The sequence below is a fragment of the Aquimarina addita genome, assembly GCF_039539305.1.
Classification (GTDB): Bacteria; Bacteroidota; Bacteroidia; order Flavobacteriales; family Flavobacteriaceae; genus Aquimarina; species Aquimarina addita.
The window spans coordinates 96,852-121,596 of record NZ_BAABCW010000009.1 but is presented as its reverse complement, the minus strand read 5'-3'; the positions used below and the strand labels follow the sequence as shown (position 1 = coordinate 121,596).

Sequence of the window (24,745 nt, the reverse complement as noted above, 5' to 3'; positions counted from 1 at the left end):
TATGAAAAAAATAAATATATTCAGATTAAAATTCATTCTGGTTTTAGTTTTGATATTAGCTTTAACCTCAGAATGTACAGACTTAGATCTGCAACCATTAGATGCGGTAACAGAAGATGCCTTCTTTGAAACAGAAACTGATTTTAAAGGAGCAACATTAGCTTCTTATTCCTCAATGCAAAATCTTTTTGCTACTACAGAACAAAATTATCCTGCTTTCAATGAGTGGTTCAAGGTATGTTATACAACCTCAGACATGGTGAATACATATTCCTGGAATTTTAATCTTCTAAATTTTAGTAAATTTAGATTTCTAGCAACAGATCCTTCTTTTCAATATATCTATGTAACTATTTATGCAGGGATTCATAGAGCCAATCTAATTTTAGAAAAAATAGATACAGAAAATGAACTAACTGCTGAGGAAAAAATATTATATGAAGCAGAAGCAAAATACTTAAGAGCATGGTTTCATTTTCAGAGTTATAAATTATGGGGAGGTTATGCTCCTTTAATGCTGGAAACCACAAGAGACATTAACAATCTTGTTGTAGGAAATTCTACTCCAGAAGCCACTATAAATGCTATTATAGATGATTTTACTTTTGCTAAGAACAATTTACCTGAATCATGGGACGATGCCAATCTAGGACGAGCAACAGCTTGGGCTGCAGCATCCTACTTAGGTAAAACTCATCTGTACAATAAAGATTTTATTAATGCACTGCCAGAATTTCGAGAAGTATATAATAATGGCCCTTACAGTTTAATGCCAACCTATGATGCTGTTTTTGATGTATCCCAAGAAAACAATACCGAATCTATATTTGAAATTCAGTTTGCAGGTAACTCCGATGATAATGGATGGGTATTAGATGATTTTCACGTAGAAAATTTCAAAGCTACTCAGGGCTTTAATAGAGAATCTGACATTGGTATTTTTGGTGCAGGATATAAACCTTCTCCTAAATATTTTGAAGTATCAGATGTTGATGAAGACCCTAGATTATCCACTAACATATATAGTCTTGGTGATACTTATTATGAAGCGTTTGGCACATTCACATTAGAGTGGATTGACTCTACGGTGGGAACGACAGATAAACTTATAAAGAAATACAGAGGTGAAAATGTACCTAAAATGGCACCTAGCAATGGTGCTGTTGATTACAATAATGAACGCGTATTTCGTTTTGCAGATTTAATATTAATGTATGCAGAAACATTAATTGAAACCGGAGGAGACCCTATTTTAGCAACAAATCTGATTAATGAAGTTCGCTTAAGATCTTATCCTGGCGCCACTCCTATTGCTAGTGGCTTATCCGCTACAGATCTAACTGAAGCCTTACGTAACGAAAGAGGATTAGAGTTATTTTTTGAAGGACATCGTTATTTTGATTTGGTTCGTTGGGGAATTGCACAACAAACTTTTGATGCTATTGATGCTACAGAGGATCCAGCTGAAGTAACTACCCACACATGGGACACAAAAACTGCTAATGGCTTATTTCCAATACCACAAGGAGAAATAGATAAAAGCGGCGGAGTTTTAACTCAAATTCCGGGCTTATAAGAATTTGTTTGAATTAGTTTAGTAATGTTCTTAAAACACCTTTAATCTGATCCCTCGTCAGGTAAAGGTGTTTTTTGTGCTGTAAATATTAAGCTCATTGAATTAATAGTTAAACAGGAATAGTATAATTACCTTAAAGTAAAACTTTCATATTCATTCGATTCATTTACTTTAAATTATTTAATGTAAAAATTATGTCCTAAATTTTTGCAAAACTATTGGTTAACTTTTATATTGTTTTGAAAAATTTAAGTCACATAGCTAAATACCAAATGAATCAACATGTGTGAGAAAAAAGTTATGAGGATACTACTTAGTAAATCAATTTAAAAACTGCATGATAATCTTCCGAAACATACAATCATCATTTCGATTTCTCTTCAGAGTATTAGCAGTAGTGTTACTAACTAGTTGTCAAAAAGAAAAGAAAAAAACAACGTTCACACTTCTAGATCCCGCTATAAGTGGTGTTACTTTTCAAAACAAGCTGACTTTTAGTGATTCTCTTAATATTTTAGATTTTGAATATATGTTTAATGGCGGAGGCATAGCAGTACTCGATGCTAATGTAGATGGTCTGTTAGATTTATATTTTACTGGAAATCAGGTTTCTAATAAATTATATATCAATCAAGGAAACTTAACCTTTCAAGATCAAACCGTACGCTCCAAAACCTCGACCACTGGGTGGTCTAATGGTGTATCTATTACAGATATTAATCAAGATGGATTGCCTGATATATATGTCTGTCGTGGAGGTCCCAGAGGTACGATACCTGAAGATATAGCCAATCTACTCTTTGTTAATAATGGTGACGGCACTTTTATTGAGCAAGCAAAAAAATATGGAATTGATGATACCGGATATAGTGTACAATCGATATTCTTTGATTACAATAAAGATGGACACAAGGATCTCTACTTACTCACCAATGCCTTGGTAGATTTTAATCGTAATCGCTCTCGCCCCAAGAAACAAAAAGGAGAGGCAGAAAGTACTGACAAATTATATAAAAATAATGGAGATGGCACTTTTACTAATGTCTCTACAGATGCCGGCATCTTAATAGAAGGATTTGGATTAGGTGTTTCTATTTGTGATTTAAACAACGATAGCTGGTTAGATATTTATATTTCTAATGATTTTCTCACCAATGATATTTTATATATCAATAATAAAAACGGAACGTTTACCAATAAAATTGACTCCTATCTACAACACCAAAGTTATAATGGAATGGGGCTGGATATAGCTGATATCAATAATGATAAATTATCTGATATTATTGTATTGGACATGTTGCCTGAAAATAATACACGCTTAAAACAAACCGTAGGATATTTTAGCTATGATAAATTCCTGATCAATACACAGTATGGATACCAACCACAATTTGTTAGAAACACCTTACAACTTAATAATGGTAATGGTTCTTTTAGCGAGATTGGTCAACTATCTGGCATCTACAATACAGATTGGAGCTGGACTCCATTAATTGCAGACTTTGATAATGATGGATGGAAAGATATATACATTACCAATGGGTACAGAAGAGATGTCACCAATCTGGATTTTATTAACTACGGTAGAGAATCTTCGCAAATAGGCACCCGTGAGGCATTAAGAAAGGGAAAACTAGAAAAACTGAACACCTTACCAGAGATTAAACTCTCCAATTATATGTTCCAAAATACCAAAGATTTACAATTCAAAAAAGTAAATAAAGATTGGGGTTTAGATATACCCAGCTATTCTAATGGTGCTATATACGCAGATTTAGACAATGATGGTGATTTAGAAATTGTAGTCAATAATATTGATGATACCGCCTTTATTTTTAAAAATGAAACTAATACCATTACAAAAGATACAATTAGTAATAACAACTACTTACGGATCAAATTATCTGGTCACCCTAACCCAGAAGGAACAAAGGTAATTGTACAAGATGCATTTACTAAGCAACAACAAATATTCTCAACCACAAGAGGCTATCTATCGTCTGTAGAAAACATATTACATTTTGGACTGGGAACAAGCTCAAAAACAGACACGCTAAAAGTAATCTGGCCCGACGGAGAACAGCAGTTATTATATAATGTAGTACCTAACCAAATACTAACATTAAAATATGCAGATGCTATAGAGATAAACAAAGAACACATTACAACAACGCCTTTTTTTACATCAATCCCAGACTCTACAGCTATTCATTACACACATACAGAAGATGACTTCATTGATTTTAAAAGAGAACCTTTATTACTCCAAATGCGCTCCAAACTAGGCCCTGGCATGGCGGTGGGAGATATTAATGGAGATACCTTAGAAGATTTTTTTATCGGTAATGGTACTGGAGCGCAGGGAAGTTTTTTTATTCAACAAAAAGAAAATAGTTTTATAGAAAAAAAATTAGACATAAAAAGTCAATATGATATCATGGGAAGCCTCTTGATAGATACAGATAATGACAATGATCTTGACCTAATACTGGTATATGGCGGTATTTCTAACAAAAAAGACACAAGCTATAATACCTTATTATACACAAATGATGGTCTAGGTAATTTCTCGCAAAACGCTACTTATAATCAAGGGCAAAGTGGATCTGTTATTACTGCAGCGGATTATGATAAAGACGGTGACATGGATCTATTTATTGGAAACCGCCTAATCCCTGGAAAATATCCACAAACACCCTCCAGCTGCTTACTCAACAATAACGCAGGAGCTTTTACTGACAGTACAAAAGAGGTTTTTGACAATGAATTAAATATTGGCATGGTTAGCACCGCCTTATGGACTGATTTTGATAATGACAACTGGATAGATCTAATCGTTACTGGTGAATTTATGGAGATCAAATTCTTTAAAAACCAGAAGGGAAAATTGATAGATATATCGGATAATACAGGATTAACAAATACCTCTGGATGGTGGAATAGTATCGTATCAGGAGATTTTGATAAAGATGGTGATATGGATTATATCGCTGGCAACTTAGGACTCAATAGCAATCTAAAAGCCAGTCCAGAAGAACCTATCACATTATATGCTAAAGATTTTGATAAAAATGGTTCTATAGACCCTATTCTTAGTTGTTATAGAGAAGGAAAAGAACAGATAGTATATTCCAGAGATGTACTTATCCAACAAATAAATGGAATGCGAGCTCGCTTTCGAACTTATGAATCTTTTGCCACTACTCCTTTTAAAAGCTCATTGTTGCCAGAAGAACTAAAAGACAGCCATATACTAAAAGCTACTGATTTTAAAAGCAGTTATATTGAAAATTTAGGAAATGGTAAATTCAGACACAAACCATTACCTATACAAGCCCAGTTTGCTCCGATTTATGGAATGATTACAGATGACATAGACTATGATGGTAATTTGGATATTATTATAGTTGGCAATATGTACAGTACTGAGGTGCTAGCCGGTCAATACGACGCATCAATAGGACAATTATTAATGGGAGATGGCAAAGGTAACTTTACCCCTTTATCTGCTTCAAAAAGCGGTCTTTTTATAAAGGGAGATGCTAAATCTGCCGTAAAATTATCCTTAAGTAATAAGAATCAATTATACTTAATATCACAAAACTCAGGTAAATTAAAGTCGTATATTAAAACTAAAAAGAAGGAAAATATGTTACTGATATCGCCTGAAAAAGATGAATTCTATGCTCTTATTTACGAAAAAGGTAATCGTTTTTATAAACATGAATTTAATTATGGTAGTGGGTACCTAAGTCAATCTACAAGAAATATAGAAGTAGATCGTTCCAAAGTAGATTCTATAAAATTTATTTCCTATCAGGGAAATGAAAGAATATCAATATTGAACACCAATAAAACTCCATGAAAATCCATCCAATTATATATATTAGTCTCATCTACTTAATATCTGCAAGCTCTTGTAAAGATAAAGACACCTTATTCATAACATTGGATGCATCGGATACAAACATTCAATTTTCTAATATCATAGAAGAAGATGAGCATCATAATATGTATAATTTTATGAACATATATACCGGTGCAGGCGTAGGCATAGGAGATATTAATAATGATGGTTTACCAGACCTTTTTTTTGCAGGAAATATGGTCTCTAATGCGCTATATTTAAATAAGGGAGATTTCAAATTTGAAGATATTACGACAACAGCAGGTTTAGAAAATGATCAATGGTGTACGGGAGTAAGTATGATTGATATTAATCAGGATGGATGGTTAGATGTATATGTTTCTGTCTCAGGTAATCCAAATATAAAAAGCACTACAAACCTACTGTATATCAATCAAAAAGATAATACATTTAAGGAATCCGCTGCCATGTATGGGCTAGATGATAATGCACAATCAACTCAGGCTGCATTTTTTGATTATGATCGTGATGGAGATTTAGATATGTTCCTTATAGTGAATCCCGTAGATTATTCTCTATCATCGGTAAACACCATTCGACCCAGAAAAATAAACGGTGAAGCAAAAAGTACTGATAAACTATATCGTAATAATGGCGACGGAACTTTCACAAACGTATCTACTATGGCAGGAATCTTAATAGAAGGATATAGCCTTGGAGTAGGCATTAGTGATATCAATAATGATCATTGGCCAGATATTTATATCTCTAATGATTTCCTAACAAATGACATTATGTATATCAACAATCAGGATGGAACCTTTACAGATCAGTCGCATCAATGGTTAAAACATACTAGTTTTGCCGGCATGGGTAATGATTTATCAGATATAAATAATGATGGCTTAACAGATATACTTGTGCTGGATATGCTTCCAGAAGATAACAAGCGGCAAAAAATGATTATACCTGCCACTAGCTATGACAAATTTAGATTATTAACCAGCAAAGACTATCAAAAACAATACACCCGCAATACTTTACAACTCAATAACGGCAATAATTCTTTTAGTGAGATCAGTTATTTGGCTGGCATTAGCAATACAGACTGGAGCTGGAGTATCTTACTAGCTGATTATAACAATGATGGTCATAAAGATGCTTTTATAACCAATGGATTTAGGCGTGATCTGGGGGATCTGGATTACATTCATTATCAACAAAAAAACCGACAGCAATTTGGTACTGAAAAAACTAAAAAAGATAATAAATTGGCGGCAATCAAAGAATTACCTAGCGCCTCAATATCTAATTATTTTTTTAAAAACAATGGAGATTTAACCTTCTCCAACACCTCAGAGAAATGGGGTGTCAATAAACCTGGCCTCTCTAATGGTGCTGCATACGCAGATTTAGACAATGATGGAGATCTAGATCTCATAGTAAATAACATTAATAATAAAGTATCTGTCTTAAAAAACAACAGCGATCAAAAACCTGACAATCACTTTATAGCATTAGCATTAACGGGAAATCTTACTAATCCAGGAGGGATCGGAGCAAAAATACAAGTGAGTGTTGACGGGAATCATCAATTTTATCAACATTATCTAAGCAGAGGATATCTATCAAGTGTAGATAAACAAGTTCATTTTGGTCTAAAAAAAGATACTCAGATTGATAGTATTCGCATTATTTGGGCCGATGACAAAACGGAGGTGTTGGTGAACGTTCCTATAGATACTTTAATAAATATTTATCATAAAAATGCAAAACCAGTACTACTAAAAAAGACAAAAATTATACAGAAAAAGTTTTTTACAGAAGCACTTGAGGACCAAAAAATAAATTTTCACCATCAAGAAAATGAATTTATTGATTTCAAACAACAACCTCTTTTGCCTCATATGCATTCCAGACTAGGCCCAAAACTAACTGTAGGTGATATTAATGGAGATGGATTAGAAGATTTTTATATAGGAGGAGCGCACGGGTATAGCGGTACATTCTTTATTCAAAATGAACTTGGAAAATTTGACGAAAAACTCTTAAATCTGGATGTAGAGAATGAAGACACAGATGCCCTTTTATTTGATGCAGATAAGGATGGCGATCTTGATCTTTACGTGGTGAGTGGCGGTACTGAATTCCCAAAACAAGATGCTGCATATCAAGACCGATTCTATCGTAATGATGGTTTGGGAAATTTCAGCAAAGATCAGAAAGCCTTGCCAATAATTACTGCATCCGGAGCCATTGTTGAGGCAAATGACTATGATAAGGATGGCGATCTTGATCTTTTTATAGGGGGAAGGATTCTGCCGGGAACTTATCCTATGCCGGCACAAAGCTATATACTCACTAACAACAATGGGGTATTTATAAATACTACCGCTTCAGTATGCCCTGATCTCCAAAAAGCAGGTATGGTGACCGCTGCTCTATGGACAGATTTTAATAGTGATCAAAAAACGGATCTTATAATAACCGGAGAGTTTATGCAACTTCGTTTTTTTAGGAATGAAGACGGGTTTTTTAAAGAAATTACCAAAGAAGCAGGGCTTCAGGAATCCCATGGTTGGTGGAATAGTTTAGCCGAAGGAGATTTTGATCAGGATGGGGATATGGATTATCTGGCAGGTAATTTGGGTACTAACAGCAGGTATAAAGCAACGGTATCAGAACCGCTTTGCATTTATGCCAGTGATTATGACAATAATGGTAGCATAGATCCTGTAATGTGTTTTTATATACAGGGTAAAAATTATCTTGCTGCTCCCAGAGACGCTATGATTGATCAAATCAACGGGATGAGAAGCAGGTTCAAAACATATGAAAGCTATGCGAATGTGCCTTTTGAGAAAGCTTTTACAAATAAAGAATTAGAAAAAGCTCATGTTGTGAAAAGTGAAACTTTTTTAAGTTCTTACATTGAAAATATGGGAAATGGAAAATTTAAAATACACCCCTTGCCTATTTTAGCACAAATCGCGCCTATTAATGCAATTAAAGTTATGGATATTAATAATGATAGCCATCTTGATGCATTGATGGTAGGTAATAATTTATCTGGTGACGCATCAGTAGGGGATTATGACGCTATGACCGGACTCTGTTTATTAGGTGATGGAAGCGGTAATTTTGAGCCAATTTCAGGAAGTGATATAGGGTTTTTCATAGATTCTGATGCAAAAGATATCGCAGAAATTACTACTATAAATAAAGAGACATATATGCTGATAAGTTCTAATGCTGACGCAATTAAGCTTTTCAAATTAAAAACAAATGAGTAAAGATATATCTATGAAAAAGCTATCTAATTCAAAGAAAATACTGCGATCGTGTATACTTGCGTTTGTTATGTTGATAATTATAAGTTGTAAGAAAGAGTATGACAGTGAAGCATTAGATATATATACTAATGTCCAGTTAGTAGCATGGAATAAAAAGCTAACAGAAATTATGATTTCTGATGTGTTTACGCCTCCTGTTGCCAGTCGAATCTATGCATACCCTAATATTGCTGCATATGAAGTAATGAATGCTGCAGGTGCCACTGATCACTCTTTTGCAACAACCTTAAATGATTTAACACCAATACCAAAACCAGATGTTAATCAAGAAATCAATTATCCAATAGCTTCTATTATATCATTTTCTACGGTTAGCAAATCACTTATTTATAATCGAGAGATGCTGGAGACTTATGAAACTGAGTTTATACAGAAAGTAAAAGAAACGGGCATAGATCCGACGCTACTTAGCAACTCTATTACCTTTGGAAAATCTGTAGGGAATCATATTTTGGATTGGGCAAATAAGGATGGATATAAAGAACGATCTGCATTATCACGTTATCAAATAAAACTTAACGATCCCGCAAGTTGGAAACCTACACCACCCGATTATATGGAAGCAATTGAACCCAACTGGAACACACTAAGAACCTTTGTGCTGGATTCTGCCAATCAATTTTCTCCGGGTACTCCTACCGCATTTGATACCATACCCTCATCTCAATTTTACAAAGAAACTAAGGAGGTTTATGAAACAGTAAAAAATCTAGAACAAGAAAATCTTGCCAAAGCTAAGTTTTGGGATTGCAATCCTAATATTTCTTATACTAAGGGGCATATCATGTATTTTAAACAACAAATTTCACCTGGTGGGCATTGGATGATGATTGCTTGTCAGGTTATAGAACAAGAAAAACTATCTCCACTAAAAGCTAGTGAAGTATTATCAAAAGTAGGTATTTCTATTGCCGATGCGTTTATAAGCTGCTGGAGTGAAAAATATAAAACCAGTGTCATCAGACCTGAAACCTACATCAACACCTATATAGACCCTGATTGGAAACCAATTTTACAAACTCCAGCGTTTCCAGAATATACTAGTGGTCATAGTGTAGCCTCCACAGCTGCGGCTACTATGCTCACAAGTATTTTTGGAGAAAACTATGCATTTACTGATTCGACAGAAATACCGTATGGCTTGCCTGCCAGATCATTTAACTCTTTTAATGATGCCGCAGCAGAAGCAGCAATTAGCCGATTGTATGGTGGTATCCATTATATGCCCGCTATCACTAATGGTGTCGAACAAGGTAAACAGATAGGAAATTACGTGGTAACCAACTTACATTTCAATTAAGAGCTTTTTCAAGGGCTTATTTTTAATCACCATCACATCTTACAACATAACATAACGAAAGTTTTTAACTTTCAAAAACTTTCTTATATTTACAAATAATTATAGTAATTCATAAATTTTTATTAAATAATACCGCTTTCTATGAAATCTAAATTATGGTTGATTTACGCATTAATTACAACGATATCCTGGGGGATTTGGGGAGCTTTTACAGGATTTCCTGCTGAGAACGGCTTTCCTGATACATTAATTTATTGCGTTTGGGCTATAACCATGGTTCCGCCGGCTTTAATAGTTCTCAAACTAAACAACTGGAAGTTAGAATATGATAAAAAGGCGATTATGTATGGAAGCATCATCGGACTTCTTGGAGCGGGAGGGCAAATGATTTTATTCCATGCGGTGACCGTAGGACCTACCTATCTTATTTTCCCTATTATATCATTATCACCCATGGTTACAATTATTTTATCCTATACTTTTTTAAAAGAACGAACAGGGATTTTAGGAACCATAGGTATCATATTGGCCATTGTAGCATTACCCTTATTCGAGTATTCTAATGGAGAAAGCGACACTGATTATGGGTATTTATGGTTTATTTATGCAATTTTTATATTACTCGCCTGGGGTCTTCAGGCTTATTTTATGAAACTGGCCAATGCCACTATGAATGGAGAAAGCATTTTCTTTTACATGATGCTTACTGGTCTTTTATTAATACCCGTTGCTTGGTTTATGACTGATTTTAACAAGCCTATTAACTATGGTGCAGATGGTCCTTGGTTAGCAGCAGGTATACAGATATTAAATTCTATTGGTGCATTATGCCTCGTTTTTGCATTCAGATATGGCAAAGCAATGGTGGTATCGCCATTAACAAATGCAGGCGCACCCCTGATTACTGCAATTATATCCATGATTATCCTTGGCTTTGTCCCTAATGGATACAAAATTGCAGGAATTATACTAGCAGTTATTGCAGCTGTGCTATTAGCAATAGATCCTGAAGAGAATTAATCTAAAGCCTTTATTCTCTTCGGGATCTGTAAAAACCTATGATGAGCATTAAAAAATGAATATGTGATTTTGAGAAAAATACGATAACCACCTATAGATTAAGAATGAAAATTTTACCTCTATATAGCAGGAAAGGATCTTATCAAAATAATGCTTAAATACCCGCTAAACCATAGTGTCCAAATTATTACTTACATATCTAAAAATATGGATTACTTACCGTAATCACAGGACAGAGGTTAACTGATACGAAGCATGAGTGAAAACAGTAAGGATTTACTCCTGTTTTTTTGGAGTTTAAAAGCCATTAGTAGCAGGTATGAATCTTAAGAAAGTTTATTTATGCAATAATTACCTTAATACCAAGATCTTCTAATCTCTTCAAATCCTCTTTCAGAATATTCTCATCGGTCACAATTACATCCACTTTATCTACCGGACAAATAAAAGCAAGACTTCTTCTGCTAAACTTACTGGAATCAGCAACTAAGATAACCTCCTTAGAGATATCAATCATTATTTGGTTTAAAGATGCTTCTTCGATATTAGGAGTGAATGCCCCAATAGTCATATCAAATCCATCTACACCAATAAATACTTTATCTACATAAAAGTTACGAAGATTTTTTTCTGCCAATGGCCCTACAAGAGAATGAGAATTTTTGCGTAAAGTTCCCCCAGGAACTATAATATTGATATTCTGAAAATTAATCAGTTGATTAACAATATTAAATGCATTGGTGATTACATTAATTGATGTATCTACATCCAAATGCTTGGCAATCTCCATAGTTGTAGTTCCAGAGTCGATAATGATAGTTTCTCCCTCATTAACAAGACTTGCAGCTTTACTCCCTATTTTAATTTTTTCTGAATAGTGAATTTTATCTTTATCAGATATTTGATAATCAATACCTACACTATTCTCATATTTCATTGCTCCGCCACGAGAACGAATTAATAGTTTTTTAGATTCAAACAAATCAAGGTCATTCCTTATAGTCACTTCGCTCACACCAAATTCAGCACTTAATTCATGAACAAATACTTGCCCATTCTCATTAAGCATATTTAATATTTTTTTACGACGCTCTACCGTGTGGCGTTTGGTTTTTTCTTTACTCATAACCTTGAACAACTAATTAAGCCACTAAATTAACGATTTATAACAACATCGCAACTATAAAACACAAAGATCTATTACAAGAAGACAAAATTAAATATTTTTAAACCACATAATTATATTTGAAAGTTTAAATAAGTTTTGTAGATTTGTAATATAATGTTTCGAAAGTAATTCGAAATTATAAATAACTAATCAAAAGCATGAAGTATCTTAATATTGATGAAATTACTCTAAAGGAAAATGGTGCTATACATACTGCAAAGGAAATAGCAGGTCAACCTGAACTATGGGAAGCTATCTTTGAAAAGTTAATTTTTGAACAAAAAGAAGTTGAATTCTTTTTAGATACCGTATTTAAAAAAGTTAAGAAAATCATTCTTACAGGTGCTGGTACAAGTGCCTACATCGCATACTCAGTAGAAGGGAATATTCAAAGAAAAAACAAAACTACTACTGTTTCGGTAGCAACTACACATTTAGTTTCTCATCCACAAGATTACTTTGAACCTTCTACACCTACATTATTAATTTCATTTGCCAGATCTGGCAATAGCCCAGAAAGTGTTGCTTCTATAGAATTAGCTAATAAACACATCCAGGATTGTTATCATTTGATAATTACATGCAATCCTGATGGCAGTTTAGCAAAACAGGCTCCAAAAAATAATAGTTATGTTTTTATCCTCCCTCCAGAGGCAGATGATAAAAGTTTAGCTATGACCGGAAGTTATTCCGGGATGTTATTATCTGCGTTGCTTATAAATGATATAAAAAATATTGGCTCTTTAAAACAGACTATAGCTCAACTTAAAAACTATGGAACTGCGCTATTAACTGATCATTTAGCTTCCATCAAAAAGGCTGCGCAACTTCCGTTTAACCGGGCAGTTTTTCTTGGATCAGGTCCTCAATATGGAACTGCTATGGAATCACATCTCAAATTGCAGGAATTAACAGACGGACAAGTGATCTGTAAAAATGACTCCTATTTGGGTTTCAGACATGGACCAAAAGCAGTTGTTGACCAAAACACGCTCATGGTATATTATTTTTCGAATAACGCAGAAGCCTTGCGCTATGAGAAAGATTTAGTGAATGCGATGGATCAAGGAAGTAAGCCTTTATATGAAATAGGACTAAGTGAAAATGCAATTACAGACATTACTATTGATCAGCTTATTATACTAAAAGAGACTAAAGAAGATTTTAAAATTGATGAAGCTTACCTTGCTGTATGTAATATTGTTTTAGGACAATTACTTGGGTTTTTTAATTCCTTAGAAAGGAACTTACAGCCAGACACTCCCTCTATAAGTGGTGCAATATCTCGTGTGGTCAAAGGTGTAATTATTTACTAAATACTAGATAATTCGTAAATTAACTTTAATATTTATTATATCAACAGGAGCAAGATATACTACTTCTTTGACACGACAACTAAATAATAATTAGTAGACCTGGTCAAAAAGTAGCGCCTTAACAACTACTCTTTTGTCAATATACTTTAACCCCTTTTTGTAACCACTGGGACCATTCTTTATTAAAAGTATGTACTTTTTCTGTTTCCCCTTTTTTATCAAAAACATTTTTGCCCTGATGAACCCATTCAAAGATTCCACCATATAGATTAGATACATCAGTAAACCCATCTCTCTCTAATTTCTCAGCAATTTTTTCACTTCGGTATCCTACAGAACAGTACACAATGATCTTTTGATCTTTAGACACATCTTTTACTTGGGCAAGATTAAAATTAGTAAACCCCACCCACTTGGCATTTTCTATATGACTGATTTTGAATTCTGATTTTTCTCTGGCATCCAAAAAAAGAATATTATATTCTCCTTTTATATCTTCAGGCACTACCTCTTGCACGGTATGAGACAATAAGTCCCGCAGCATGGTATCAAATGCGATATCCATAACTTTTTCCTGAGAAAAAATCGTAGATAAAGTAATGGTAAATGCAAGTAAAAAAAAATATTGCTTTTTCATTTTTAAATTATTATTATTTTATGATAGTAAAGATAGCATAGTCCTTAATTTTAGTACAAACAAAAAACTACCAATCGCAATACTAAAAAAAACAATATGGTCGTTTTTTAATGAGATACTTATTGATTTCTAATACCAATAACGACATTATCTATCAAATAATCAATTATTTGTATTAGAGTCATAAATCAGAGCAAAGTAATTTTGTTCTGGTTATTGTTAATACTACATTTACGAGAACAGAAGTTAAACTTGATTTAGGAGGCTATGGACGAGCAATCACAACGCAACTTTAGTGCAGAAGAAAAACAATTGTTAGAAGAAATACTTGCACATCGTCGCGATGTTAGAGGAAATCGTTTTTTAAAAACTCCTATTTCCCAAGAGGCTATTGACACTATTATCGAGGCCGCCTTAGCTGCTCCTTCTGTAGGGTTTTCACAGCCTTGGGAATTTGTAATTATTAGAAATCAAAAAACAAAACAAGCTGTAAAACAAACATTCTCTGAAGAAACTGCACGTGCAGCATCTCAATTTGCAGATGAAAAACAACAGGAATACATCCGACTTAAATTAGAGGGAATTTTAGAATCTCCCATAAATATGGCTGTTTTTTACAAACCAAAAGAAGGCCCCGTTTTAGGACAAACCAGTATGCCTAATATGGGAAAATACAGTGTAGTCTGTGCCATACAAAATATGTGGTTAATGGCAAGATCTCTAAATATAGGCATGGGATGGGTAAGCATACTGGATCCTGAAAAAGTAAAACAGGTACTTAAAGCACCAAAAGAAAACCAATTGATAGGATATCTTTGTTTTGGTTATACTGATATGTTTTACAATCAACCAGAATTAGAATTAAAAAAATGGGATCGAAAAAAACTTCAAGAAGAGGTGGTTATAGAAGAAAAATATAAATAATCATATTGTTTAAAATCACCTGTGAATATTTTTTAAATGTATATCCTACAACATACAATAGATAAAAAAATTATCGAATGGGTATGTATTGCATTTTTTGCCCTATGCAGTTATTTTTCTCAGGCACAAAATTTTAAACCTCAGATTACACCTGGGCAAGTACAAGACTCTTTAACTCCTCTTTTAAAGAAAAATGCACAATTTGGAACAGAAAAACAGATTTCGGTTAGAGCTGGTGTTGGATTACAAGATTCTTTTTATACTGAGTTTGGATTAGCATTACACACCTGTAACTATAGTGATGTAGGCTTCTTTTCTAATGATTTTTATACCGCTATAGAATGGGTACCCAATCAGGATATTTACGGTATAAAAATAGGATACGAAGCAAACACATTTATATTTTTATTAAATACTGGATTCGAAATAAAATACCAAACCGATTTTGACAAGAATGATATTGTCATCACACCAAAGTTAGGTTTTGGGATATTTGGTGATGTCAATATTTTTTATGGATATAATTTTTCTACACGTAACAACCCTTTTCCGCAGGTTGCAAATCATCAAATATCTATCGTATTCAATTTTAATAAGCATTTTTTACAATATCGATAATTCATATCCGCTTTTATACATTAAACTCAGGTTAGTAACGATATTTATACTATCCAAATGTTTATATTCGTCTTAAGCTTTTTATTCTGAGAAGTTTTGTTCTATTCACAAAAACTAAAACATGAGTTTATTCGATATTAAAAATAAAATAATTCTTATCACTGGTGGTGGTGGTGTTCTTGGTAGTGCTATGGCTTCTTATTTACTAAAAAACGGCGCCATAACTATTATATTAGGACATAGAAAAGAAACAGTAGCTAATGCTCTTACTGCACTCAGAAAGATCAATGATCAGGCAGAAGGCTACGTATGTAATGTTTTAGAAGAAAAAAGTTTACAGGAAACAGCTGACATCATTATCAAAAAACATAAAAAAATTGATGTATTGATCAATGCTGCAGGTGGAAATATGCCGGGAGCAACTATCGCAGAACATCAGGATATTTTTGATGTAAATATGGATCATTTTAAAAAGGTAGTAGACCTTAACTTGTTCGGGAGCATTACTCCATCAATCGTATTTGGAAAAGAAATGGCTAAGCGTGCGCAAGGTGTTATCATTAATATTTCTTCTATGACAGCGCAAAGTGCGATTACCAGAGTCGTCGGCTATTCTGCTTCTAAAGCTGCTATAGATAATTACACCAAATGGTTGGCAGTAGAATTTGCAACTAAATTTGGAGATGGTCTGCGTGTTAATGCGATAGCTCCGGGTTTTTTTATCGGCAATCAGAATCGGGATTTATTAATCGATAAAAAAACCGGTGCATATACAGACAGAGGAGAAACTATTATAAAAAACACTCCTATGAAACGTTTTGGCAATACAGATGAATTAAATGGAATTATTCATTATCTATGTGCCGAGGCATCTTCATTTGTCACGGGAATAGTGATTCCTATTGATGGCGGATTTAGCGCGTTTAGTGGCGTATAAAGAAAATCTTTAATCTGCACCAACTTTAAAATACCCAGACGTAATTAAAAAAAAAGAGCTGTCCAATTACTTATATTGAACTATGTCTAAGTTTTATCCTGAAGTAAAACATTCATTTTAGTATGCCAGTAATTAAGTAGAAATAGGGTGACACTACTCGTCTATACAAAACTACCATTCGTCTACAGTAAATTCTCTCATTAACGAAAAAAACCTCTTTTTTCCCCTAAAAAATTCGACTTTTATACTATATAAAACTTTTTTAACTTATATTAATACATGCAAAAAATGGACTTAACTTTTTTACTAATTGAAGATGATGAAATTGAAAGAATGAAGTTTTCAAGAGTTCTAAAGCAAAATAAGCAAAGCCATAAAGTGGTAGAAGCAAAAAATGGAGAGGAGGCTTTAGAAAAGCTAAAAGACACAAACAATCTACCTGATGTAATATTATTAGATTTAAATATGCCAAGAATGAACGGTTTAGAATTTCTTAAAGTTTTAAAAGCAGATGAGGTTTTAAAATTCATTCCTGCAGTCATACTTAGCACATCAAGTAATCATCAAGATATTATGGAAAGCTATAAAACAGGAATCGCAGGTTATATAATGAAGCCCCTTAAGTATGAAGATTATACTACAAAAATTAATAGCTTATTAACTTATTGGAGTCATAATGAATTGTTTAAAAATTAACTAATTATATGAAAGGCATTGTATTTACTGAATTTTTAGAATTAGTTGAAGACAAATTTGGGTTAGAAGTTGTAGATGAAATCATTGAAAAATCAGAACTACCATCAGGAGGGGCATACACAGCCGTAGGAACCTATGATTTTTCAGAAATGCTTAGTTTACTTACACACCTAAGTGATCATTCTAAAATTAGTATTGATGCTCTCCTGCTTACCTATGCAGAACATTTTTTTAAAGTGTTGGCAGATAGCTACCCTGGATTAATTGATAAGTATGATGATCCTATAAAATTACTTTCGTCTATAGAAAATCACATTCATACCGAAGTACAAAAAATATATCCGGATGCAGAGTTACCTACTTTTGAAGTTATTGACAAAACATCAACTACACTTGTAATGATCTACAAATCCAGTAGAGCTATGTATAATTTTGGATTAGGTTTAATGAATAAAACCTTTGAACATTATAAGAGCTCCGCAACTATTATTCTGGAAAAAATAAAAGAAGATGGCACCGAGGTAAAATTTAGCATCACAAAAAATTAATGAAGAGTGAAATAGAAATATTACAAAGAGCATTACAGAGACAAAAAGCTTCAAGAAAACAAGCTGAAGGGATACTGGAAGATAAATCAAGAGAATTATTTCAGCTCACAGAAGAACTTCAAAAAGCAAATAGACAGTTAAAAGAAGGGTTAACAGAAAGCACTACTGAGCTACAAGGGGTTTTTGATAATCTAGTGGATGCCTATGTTCTTATGGATATTTCTGGATGGGTAATTAAAATGAATAATGCAGCAACCGAATTGTTTGGCCATGATATTAAAAATGAAAAAATCAATATCGTAACTCTAATCTACAAGGAAGATTATGTATATGCAATGGATTCTTTTAAACAATTAATTCATAATGGTTCCTTTTCTGATTACCAAGCAAGAGTGTATACAAAAAACAAAGGAATTAGAACGGTTCATATTAATGCCAGTCTCATTCTGGATGATCAACAAAAACCCGTCGCTGCGCAAGGCATTGTTAGAGATATCACCGAAAAACTGGAAAGTGAAAAACATCGCCAACAGTTACTAAACACATTAGCAAAAAGCAATCAAGAATTAAAAGACTTTGCACACATTGTTTCTCATGATCTAAAATCTCCTTTAAGAAGTATTAACGCACTGGTAAACTGGTTAAAAAATGATTATACAGAAGTATTAGAAGGTGATGGATTAAACAATATCAAACTAATTGAGCAGACATTAGAAAAAATGGAACAATTGATTAATGGTATCCTAAGCTACTCCAGTGCAGGTAATAAAGACGCATTAAAAGAACAACAAATAGATATCAACACTACCATTGATGATATCCGAAAAACTATTTTTATCCCCTCACATATAAAAATTCACACTAAAAAAACATTACCCATAATCACAGGAGATAAAACAAAAATAAGACAGCTATTCCAAAACTTAATTAGTAACGCTGTCGAGTATATAGATAAAGATCAAGGTATAATAGAAGTAGATGTTGAAGACAAAAAATCTCATTACTTATTCTCAATTAAGGATAATGGAATAGGTATCGAAAAAGAGTATCACGAAAAAGTCTTTAAAATTTTTCAGTCACTAGGAGATACTAAAAATTCAACCGGAATCGGCCTTTCTATTGTAAGAAAAATTGTGGACCTATATGAAGGAGAAATTTGGTTAGAAAGCGAACTCAAAAAGGGTACTACAGTTTTCTTTAGCCTAAAAAAACAAAGCATATGAAGTTTCAACAGTTCGAAAAAAGAAAAGATCAATCGTGGACATTATTGTCTACTTCTCAGATAGCACTTAAATCTCCACTAGTCCTTGTTTTTGGGAACCGTTTTTTACTAGAAGATCCAACTATATATCAAGAGGTGAGAGCTATGTTTCCTGATGGCAATATTATATCAGGATCTAGTGCGGGAGAAATCATTGGTGAGAGTGTACAAAATGACTCTATAGCATTAACTGCTATAGAGTTTGAAAAAAGCAACTACATCATTGAAAGGGAAAGTATATTTGATCACGGAAAAGATGCAACAAAACTAGGTGTGAAATTAGCTTCAAAACTCCCTCAAAAAGGATTAAAACATACATTTATTATTTCTGAAGGCAGTTTTGTGAATGGCTCAGCTTTAATTGAAGGGCTTGAAAAAGAAAAAAACATGACTGCGCTAACAGGAGGTTTGTGTGGTGATGATGCCCGATTCGAAAAAACAATTGTTGGTTTTAATGAACCGCCTAAAGAAGGGGAAATTCTTGCTATTGGATTTTATGGAGAAACTCTGGAAATAAGTTATGGGCAATTTGGTGGCTGGACACCTTTTGGACCCGAAAGAATGATTACAAAATCCTCGGGAAATGTATTATTTGAACTTGACAATAAACCAGCCTTAGATCTTTATAAAAAATATTTAGGTGATAAAGCTAATCAATTGCCTCAATCTGCATTGTTGTATCCATTAAGTGTTAAACAAAAAGAGAAAAAAGAATCTATTGTACGTACCATTCTATCCGTAGACGAGCAAACAAATACGATGACACTTGCTGGAGATGTGCCAGAAGGAGCTGTAGTACAACTTATGATGGCTAATATTGATAAAATAGCTGAAGGAGCACTTAGAGCGGCAGAAATCAGCATGAAAAATAGAAAAAGCAAGCCAGAACTGGCACTACTTGTTAGTTGTATTGGCAGAAAACTTGTAATGGATCAGCGGGTAGAAGAAGAAATTGAAGAAGTCTCAGAAATTATTGGTAATCAATCTACCATAAGTGGATTTTACTCTTACGGAGAATTAGCTCCTTTTTCTGGAAATAAAACGTGTGAGTTACATAATCAGACAATGACACTAACCTTATTTAGCGAATAATCATGAACTCATTGCTTGCAAGACAAATTAGAAAAACGCTCAGTAAAGAATTACAAAGTGATCCTCGGCTCACCTCATTTCTGAATACAATTCATAAGTCATATGAAAATTATGAAGATCAATTTAGTATGTTACAGCGTGCTATGTCTATAAGCTCTCAGGAATTATTTGATGCTAATATCCAATTAAAAAAAGAAGCAGAACAACAACGTAATGTAATTGAAAGTCTTAAAGATGCTACAAAAATTTTACGATCAGTATCTATCCCAGTAGACAAGAAAGTAAAAGAAACAAAAGAACTGACAGGCATCGAACTCGCTAATCTTATAGAACAACAAGCAACACAAATTTCAAAAATAGAAAAGCAACGCGAAAAAATCTTCAAAGATTTACAAAAAAGTAATCACGAGCTTAGTGAATACGCGCATGTAGTATCGCATGATCTTAAATCTCCACTAAGAACTATTGATACACTTATGAATTGGATCAAAGAAGACTGCCCGGACGTGCTTAATGATGCAGCAAAAGGTCATATGCATCTGATTGATAAGAATATTCAAAAAATGGACAATCTTATCGAAGGCATATTAGCATATTCTGTAATAGGCAAAAAAACAGATAGCATCATTAATGTAAACACTCAAGAATTAGTAGAAGAAATAATAGCCCTGCAACCAAAATCAGAAACAACTCATATTACAATTACCAATACGTTACCATATTTAGCTATTGACAAATTTAGATTAAAACAATTATTTCAAAATTTAATAACCAATGCCATAGCGAGTATTGGAAAAAAGGCAGGAATAATTACTATTGCCTCAGAAACAGCAGATGACTATCATACTTTTTCTATTACAGATAATGGAACTGGAATAGAAAAAAAATACCACAAAAAGATATTTGAAATCTTTCAAACCTTGGATGATAACAAAGAAACTACAGGAATAGGATTATCTATTGTTAAAAAAATTATCGATTCTTACCAAGGCGCTATTTGGATAAAATCTGAACTTGGTAAAGGGACTACTTTTTATTTTACTCTTAAAAATAGTTAACCTATGATAGAACAGCCTAATAAGAATTATATACAACAACTATCAGCAGGAGATCCTGAGTTTGAAAAAAAAATAGTTGGAATCATACAACGTGAATTTCCAGAAGAAAAAAAAGAATTTCTCAATAACTTCAATAATAAGCAATTTTTAAAAACTGCAGAGAATGTACACAAGTTAAAACATAAAATTGGAATGCTGGGTTTTGAAATCGGATATCAGACTGCCATAGATTTTGAGGAAGGATTAAAGGAGAATAATCCCTCTCTGTTTCCAAAATTTATAGTAATTTTAGATTCCATTGAAACTTTTTTAGATACATTATAAAATTATTTGCTGCATGAATTGTATTATTATCGATGATGAAGAAACTGCCAGAGCTATTATACGACAACTTTGTTTACACATAGAAGAATTAAACGTAATTGAAGATTTCCCAAATGCGCTTCAAGCTATAAAATTTTTAAATCAACAAGAAGTTGATCTTATTTTTCTGGATATTCACATGCCCGATTTTACAGGATTTGATTTTATACAAACTTTAAAAAACCCATCCAAAATTATATTAACTACATCTGATAAAAACTTTGCATTAGAAGCTTTTGAATATGATTGTATTGTTGATTATCTGGTTAAACCAATTACACTACCTAGATTCCTTAAGGCTATACAAAAAGCTCAAACTTTTATCAACCCTATTCCTACAGATCATAAGAATACTGATACCCCACCTAAAGAAGAAAAGAATCTATATGTGAATATTGACCGGCGATTGATAAAAATCGATTTCTTAAGTATCTACGTGATAGAAGCTAAAGGTGATTACATACATGTAAAAACAGAAAAGAAAAATTACACAGTACATTCTACTTTAAAAAAAATAGAAGAAAAACTACCAAAACACATTTTCCTGAAAGTGCATCGTTCTTTTATAATAAATACACAAAAAATCATTGACATTGAAGACAATAGTGTATTGATCGCAAAGGATGTTATTCCGGTAAGCCGATCAAATCGTCCGGAATTGATGAAAAGATTGAATTTATTATAATATAAAGTCCTGAAAATAAAGCATACGATGCACAAATCTACTCAAATACTTTCTGAAATTCTTCATCATATGCTGGATATTAACAAGAGTGACTCTCGTGAATGACTCAACATACCGTATCCAGGATCTAATTAAAATTAGTTTTTAATATAGATCAATTTTTTCCTTTTGCATTCTGCAATATATCCACTCTATATTCTGAGAAAACTTGTACTACAAAAAACAAAAAGTGATTAAAGTTACTATAAAAAAGATACCTCCATACAATAATTCTAGAGATTTAATTTCTATGTTTGTAGCTTTAAACCTACATTAAAAAGTTAAATTAGTGTTAAATAAATATTTTCATCTTTGTTTTAAGCTTTTGAAATAAGTGTTTACGGTTAAACCATAGTTTCATTGTGGCTTAGCATAGTCAAGTAACAGTTTGCTATAGTACCTTTACTACAGAAAGACAGGAAAACCTCAAAAGAGTTCAGCAATCAACAAACAACCAATAAGATACTCTCATTATATATTTCTGATAGTATCTTAAAAACACAAAAAAAGACTTACATCTTTATTGATTTTGATTTCTTGATAATATCGTAAAAGATCATAATGAGAATGGGTACTCGTTAATTATATAAAAATAATAGTAATTAATAAACTCCTGATTCGATACATAATTTTTTAATTTAACACATAGCTATGTTTACATTTTTACGCCCTTTTATACTTCTATCAGCAGTAATGATTATTCTTTGTTCTTGTGAACAAGATGAAGATCTGGTTGAAATTGAGCAGCTGCAAAATGAACAACAAATTGTTACTCAATCATTAATAGATACTACATATACAGACGCTGTATTAAAAAAGGTTTTAGAAGAAGAATTAGATTTTTTGAAATCAGGAAATGGAAAAAGGAACAGGAATATTTCTGGTATGGATATAGTTAAAGAAAATCCTAAGAAAGTGTATGTTCACTATATGCCTTGGTTTCAAAGTAAGGAGTATGATGGATTCTGGGGACAACATTGGACCATGAACACTCAAAACCCTGATATACAAGATGAAAATGAGAAACATCAAATCGCATCTTATTACTACCCTCTTATTGGCCCCTACTCTTCTGCTGACCCTGATCTTCAGGAATATCATTTTTTAATGATGAAACTTTCTGGGATTGATGGTGTGATATTTAATTGGTATGGCACCCGAGATTTACACGATTATGGTTTGATAAAAGATGCCACAGAAACTTTTATGGGAACTCTGGAAGATTTAGGCCTTCAATTTTCAATTATGTATGAAGATCGTGTCGCTTTCCAATCTGTATCAGAGTCCTCTGGTATTATTGAAAATGCGCAAAATGATTTAGCTTACATTAATTCTACCTATTTTTCAAGTCCGGAATATATGAAATTTAATGGTAAAAATTTATTGTTTGTTTTTGGTCCTAATTATATAAAAACTCCGTCTGCCTGGGATCAAATTTTTAATATTCTACCCGCCCAAGATCGCCCTGAATTCCTAACTTTATGGAACTCCAGCGAGCAAGTAGGAGCAAATGCTACCGGGGAATTTTTATGGGTAGACAAAGATCATTTAATAGCACACGAGCATTACTATTACAACCAACTATATGACGATAAAAAAATTATCGTTGGATCATCTTATCCTGGATTCAAAAGCTTTTATAGCGAAGGGGGCTGGTTTAATGGAATAAATAATTGGAGTATTGATAGTAATAAAGGTAGGACATTTATTGAGACACTTAATTATACGCATCATGAGCTTTCAGATTTTATACAAGTTATTACTTGGAACGATTTTGGGGAAGGTACTATGATTGAACCTACACAAGAATTTGGGTTTACCTACTTAAAGACTTTACAACAATATACACAGGTTCCGTATACTACAAACGACTTACGGATAGCTTTGAACCTGTACAAAATGAGAAAAAAATACAAACAAAATCCAGAAGTACAACAACTACTGGATCAGTCATACCAATATATAAAACAATTAAACCTAAAACGCGTCCATAAAATACTACAAGCCATTAAGAGGTTTTATTAAATCCTTTAGTTGATTATCATTTATTACAAATCTTCGAATATCTGTTATTAGATATATATTATAAACCCATACAAGTTAAACTGACTATCAAACTGTTCACTTAACCACCTCTTTATTACATACGGTAAACTTTTTTATGTTTCAACTCCTTGTAAACATTTATATGGATATCCTTTACATAATCTACATCAGGTAGTATCATTTATAAGTAAATGAATAAGAAATACTTCTATCAGGATACAAAAACCTAAAGATTAT

The 24,745-nt window shown here is 32.9% G+C and carries 19 protein-coding genes; 17 read left to right on the top strand and 2 right to left on the bottom strand.

The genetic code is table 11. The annotated features are described in order from the left end of the window. The first annotated feature begins 1 nt into the window (after nt 1). The 5 genes from ABD816_RS12430 to ABD816_RS12410 all read left to right on the top strand — a co-directional run bounded on the left by ABD816_RS12430 (nt 2) and on the right by ABD816_RS12410 (nt 11,120). Complete coding sequence (locus ABD816_RS12430) at nt 2-1,576, top strand: RagB/SusD family nutrient uptake outer membrane protein (RefSeq protein WP_344927791.1); 1,575 nt, start codon at nt 2-4, stop codon at nt 1,574-1,576. 337 nt (nt 1,577-1,913) lie between these two features. Continuing rightward, nucleotides 1,914-5,444 carry a VCBS repeat-containing protein gene (locus tag ABD816_RS12425; RefSeq protein ID WP_344927789.1) on the top strand — a complete coding sequence of 1,177 codons (3,531 nt, stop codon included), beginning with the start codon at nt 1,914-1,916 and terminating at the stop codon, nt 5,442-5,444. Continuing rightward, nucleotides 5,441-8,740, top strand: a complete 3,300-nt coding sequence (locus tag ABD816_RS12420; protein WP_344927787.1) for a VCBS repeat-containing protein — start codon at nt 5,441-5,443, stop codon at nt 8,738-8,740. Before ABD816_RS12425 ends, ABD816_RS12420 begins: the two co-directional genes overlap by 4 nt. Further along, nucleotides 8,733-10,100 carry a vanadium-dependent haloperoxidase gene (locus tag ABD816_RS12415; protein ID WP_344927785.1) on the top strand — a complete coding sequence of 456 codons (1,368 nt, stop codon included), beginning with the start codon at nt 8,733-8,735 and terminating at the stop codon, nt 10,098-10,100. The genes ABD816_RS12420 and ABD816_RS12415 overlap by 8 nt, the downstream gene beginning before the upstream one ends. Nucleotides 10,101-10,241: 141 nt before the next feature. Beyond that, nucleotides 10,242-11,120 (top strand): EamA family transporter, encoded by an 879-nt coding sequence (locus ABD816_RS12410; RefSeq protein ID WP_344927784.1) that lies wholly within the window; start codon nt 10,242-10,244, stop codon nt 11,118-11,120. Nucleotides 11,121-11,460: 340 nt separating this feature from the next. Here the strand turns inward: ABD816_RS12410 and agaR are convergent, their stop codons facing one another. After that, nucleotides 11,461-12,246, bottom strand: coding sequence for a transcriptional repressor AgaR (gene agaR, locus ABD816_RS12405; protein ID WP_344927782.1), 786 nt, complete (start codon nt 12,244-12,246; stop codon nt 11,461-11,463). 200 nt (nt 12,247-12,446) lie between these two features. Between agaR and ABD816_RS12400 the strand changes: the two genes are divergently transcribed. Further along, the gene (locus tag ABD816_RS12400) at nt 12,447-13,604 is read left to right on the top strand and encodes an SIS domain-containing protein (RefSeq protein ID WP_344927780.1); all 1,158 of its coding nucleotides are present in this window, start codon (nt 12,447-12,449) and stop codon (nt 13,602-13,604) included. Nucleotides 13,605-13,740: 136 nt separating this feature from the next. On the opposite strand, the gene ABD816_RS12395 is transcribed toward ABD816_RS12400, so the two are convergent. Next, nucleotides 13,741-14,241 (bottom strand): rhodanese-like domain-containing protein, encoded by a 501-nt coding sequence (locus ABD816_RS12395; RefSeq protein WP_344927779.1) that lies wholly within the window; start codon nt 14,239-14,241, stop codon nt 13,741-13,743. A 267-nt stretch (nt 14,242-14,508) separates the two neighbouring features. On the opposite strand from ABD816_RS12395, the gene bluB reads away from it, so the two are divergent. From bluB to ABD816_RS12340, 11 genes are all read left to right on the top strand, one after another. Beyond that, nucleotides 14,509-15,165, top strand: coding sequence for a 5,6-dimethylbenzimidazole synthase (bluB, locus tag ABD816_RS12390; RefSeq protein ID WP_344927777.1), 657 nt, complete (start codon nt 14,509-14,511; stop codon nt 15,163-15,165). 36 nt (nt 15,166-15,201) lie between these two features. After that, nucleotides 15,202-15,783 (top strand): hypothetical protein, encoded by a 582-nt coding sequence (locus tag ABD816_RS12385; protein ID WP_344927775.1) that lies wholly within the window; start codon nt 15,202-15,204, stop codon nt 15,781-15,783. Nucleotides 15,784-15,904: 121 nt separating this feature from the next. After that, nucleotides 15,905-16,720, top strand: coding sequence for an SDR family NAD(P)-dependent oxidoreductase (locus ABD816_RS12380; protein ID WP_344927773.1), 816 nt, complete (start codon nt 15,905-15,907; stop codon nt 16,718-16,720). A 279-nt stretch (nt 16,721-16,999) separates the two neighbouring features. Continuing rightward, nucleotides 17,000-17,416 (top strand): response regulator, encoded by a 417-nt coding sequence (locus ABD816_RS12375; protein ID WP_344927771.1) that lies wholly within the window; start codon nt 17,000-17,002, stop codon nt 17,414-17,416. An 8-nt stretch (nt 17,417-17,424) separates the two neighbouring features. Continuing rightward, the gene (locus ABD816_RS12370; RefSeq protein WP_344927769.1) at nt 17,425-17,964 is read left to right on the top strand and encodes a heme NO-binding domain-containing protein; all 540 of its coding nucleotides are present in this window, start codon (nt 17,425-17,427) and stop codon (nt 17,962-17,964) included. Next, nucleotides 17,964-19,187 (top strand): sensor histidine kinase, encoded by a 1,224-nt coding sequence (locus tag ABD816_RS12365; protein ID WP_344927767.1) that lies wholly within the window; start codon nt 17,964-17,966, stop codon nt 19,185-19,187. Before ABD816_RS12370 ends, ABD816_RS12365 begins: the two co-directional genes overlap by 1 nt. Next, complete coding sequence (locus ABD816_RS12360; protein ID WP_344927765.1) at nt 19,184-20,317, top strand: FIST signal transduction protein; 1,134 nt, start codon at nt 19,184-19,186, stop codon at nt 20,315-20,317. The genes ABD816_RS12365 and ABD816_RS12360 overlap by 4 nt, the downstream gene beginning before the upstream one ends. A gap of 2 nt (nt 20,318-20,319) precedes the next feature. Further along, the gene (locus tag ABD816_RS12355; RefSeq protein ID WP_344927763.1) at nt 20,320-21,375 is read left to right on the top strand and encodes a sensor histidine kinase; all 1,056 of its coding nucleotides are present in this window, start codon (nt 20,320-20,322) and stop codon (nt 21,373-21,375) included. Between the two features lie 3 nt (nt 21,376-21,378). Beyond that, nucleotides 21,379-21,699 carry an Hpt domain-containing protein gene (locus ABD816_RS12350; RefSeq protein ID WP_344927762.1) on the top strand — a complete coding sequence of 107 codons (321 nt, stop codon included), beginning with the start codon at nt 21,379-21,381 and terminating at the stop codon, nt 21,697-21,699. Between the two features lie 13 nt (nt 21,700-21,712). Further along, nucleotides 21,713-22,423, top strand: a complete 711-nt coding sequence (locus tag ABD816_RS12345; RefSeq protein WP_344927760.1) for a LytR/AlgR family response regulator transcription factor — start codon at nt 21,713-21,715, stop codon at nt 22,421-22,423. 690 nt (nt 22,424-23,113) lie between these two features. Then, nucleotides 23,114-24,487 (top strand): glycoside hydrolase family 99 protein, encoded by a 1,374-nt coding sequence (locus ABD816_RS12340; protein ID WP_344927758.1) that lies wholly within the window; start codon nt 23,114-23,116, stop codon nt 24,485-24,487. Nucleotides 24,488-24,745 lie beyond the last annotated feature (258 nt).

Coding starts and splice junctions, on each gene's coding strand:
- ABD816_RS12345 (WP_344927760.1), top strand. CDS start 21,713: ATGAATTGTATTATTATCGATGATGAAGAAACTGCCAGAGCTATTATA.
- ABD816_RS12420 (WP_344927787.1), top strand. CDS start 5,441: ATGAAAATCCATCCAATTATATATATTAGTCTCATCTACTTAATATCT.
- ABD816_RS12340 (WP_344927758.1), top strand. CDS start 23,114: ATGTTTACATTTTTACGCCCTTTTATACTTCTATCAGCAGTAATGATT.
- bluB (WP_344927777.1), top strand. CDS start 14,509: ATGGACGAGCAATCACAACGCAACTTTAGTGCAGAAGAAAAACAATTG.
- ABD816_RS12410 (WP_344927784.1), top strand. CDS start 10,242: ATGAAATCTAAATTATGGTTGATTTACGCATTAATTACAACGATATCC.
- ABD816_RS12365 (WP_344927767.1), top strand. CDS start 17,964: ATGAAGAGTGAAATAGAAATATTACAAAGAGCATTACAGAGACAAAAA.
- ABD816_RS12380 (WP_344927773.1), top strand. CDS start 15,905: ATGAGTTTATTCGATATTAAAAATAAAATAATTCTTATCACTGGTGGT.
- ABD816_RS12415 (WP_344927785.1), top strand. CDS start 8,733: ATGAGTAAAGATATATCTATGAAAAAGCTATCTAATTCAAAGAAAATA.
- ABD816_RS12350 (WP_344927762.1), top strand. CDS start 21,379: ATGATAGAACAGCCTAATAAGAATTATATACAACAACTATCAGCAGGA.
- ABD816_RS12430 (WP_344927791.1), top strand. CDS start 2: ATGAAAAAAATAAATATATTCAGATTAAAATTCATTCTGGTTTTAGTT.
- ABD816_RS12355 (WP_344927763.1), top strand. CDS start 20,320: ATGAACTCATTGCTTGCAAGACAAATTAGAAAAACGCTCAGTAAAGAA.
- agaR (WP_344927782.1), bottom strand. CDS start 12,246: ATGAGTAAAGAAAAAACCAAACGCCACACGGTAGAGCGTCGTAAAAAA.
- ABD816_RS12425 (WP_344927789.1), top strand. CDS start 1,914: ATGATAATCTTCCGAAACATACAATCATCATTTCGATTTCTCTTCAGA.
- ABD816_RS12385 (WP_344927775.1), top strand. CDS start 15,202: ATGTATATCCTACAACATACAATAGATAAAAAAATTATCGAATGGGTA.
- ABD816_RS12360 (WP_344927765.1), top strand. CDS start 19,184: ATGAAGTTTCAACAGTTCGAAAAAAGAAAAGATCAATCGTGGACATTA.
- ABD816_RS12375 (WP_344927771.1), top strand. CDS start 17,000: ATGCAAAAAATGGACTTAACTTTTTTACTAATTGAAGATGATGAAATT.
- ABD816_RS12400 (WP_344927780.1), top strand. CDS start 12,447: ATGAAGTATCTTAATATTGATGAAATTACTCTAAAGGAAAATGGTGCT.
- ABD816_RS12370 (WP_344927769.1), top strand. CDS start 17,425: ATGAAAGGCATTGTATTTACTGAATTTTTAGAATTAGTTGAAGACAAA.
- ABD816_RS12395 (WP_344927779.1), bottom strand. CDS start 14,241: ATGAAAAAGCAATATTTTTTTTTACTTGCATTTACCATTACTTTATCT.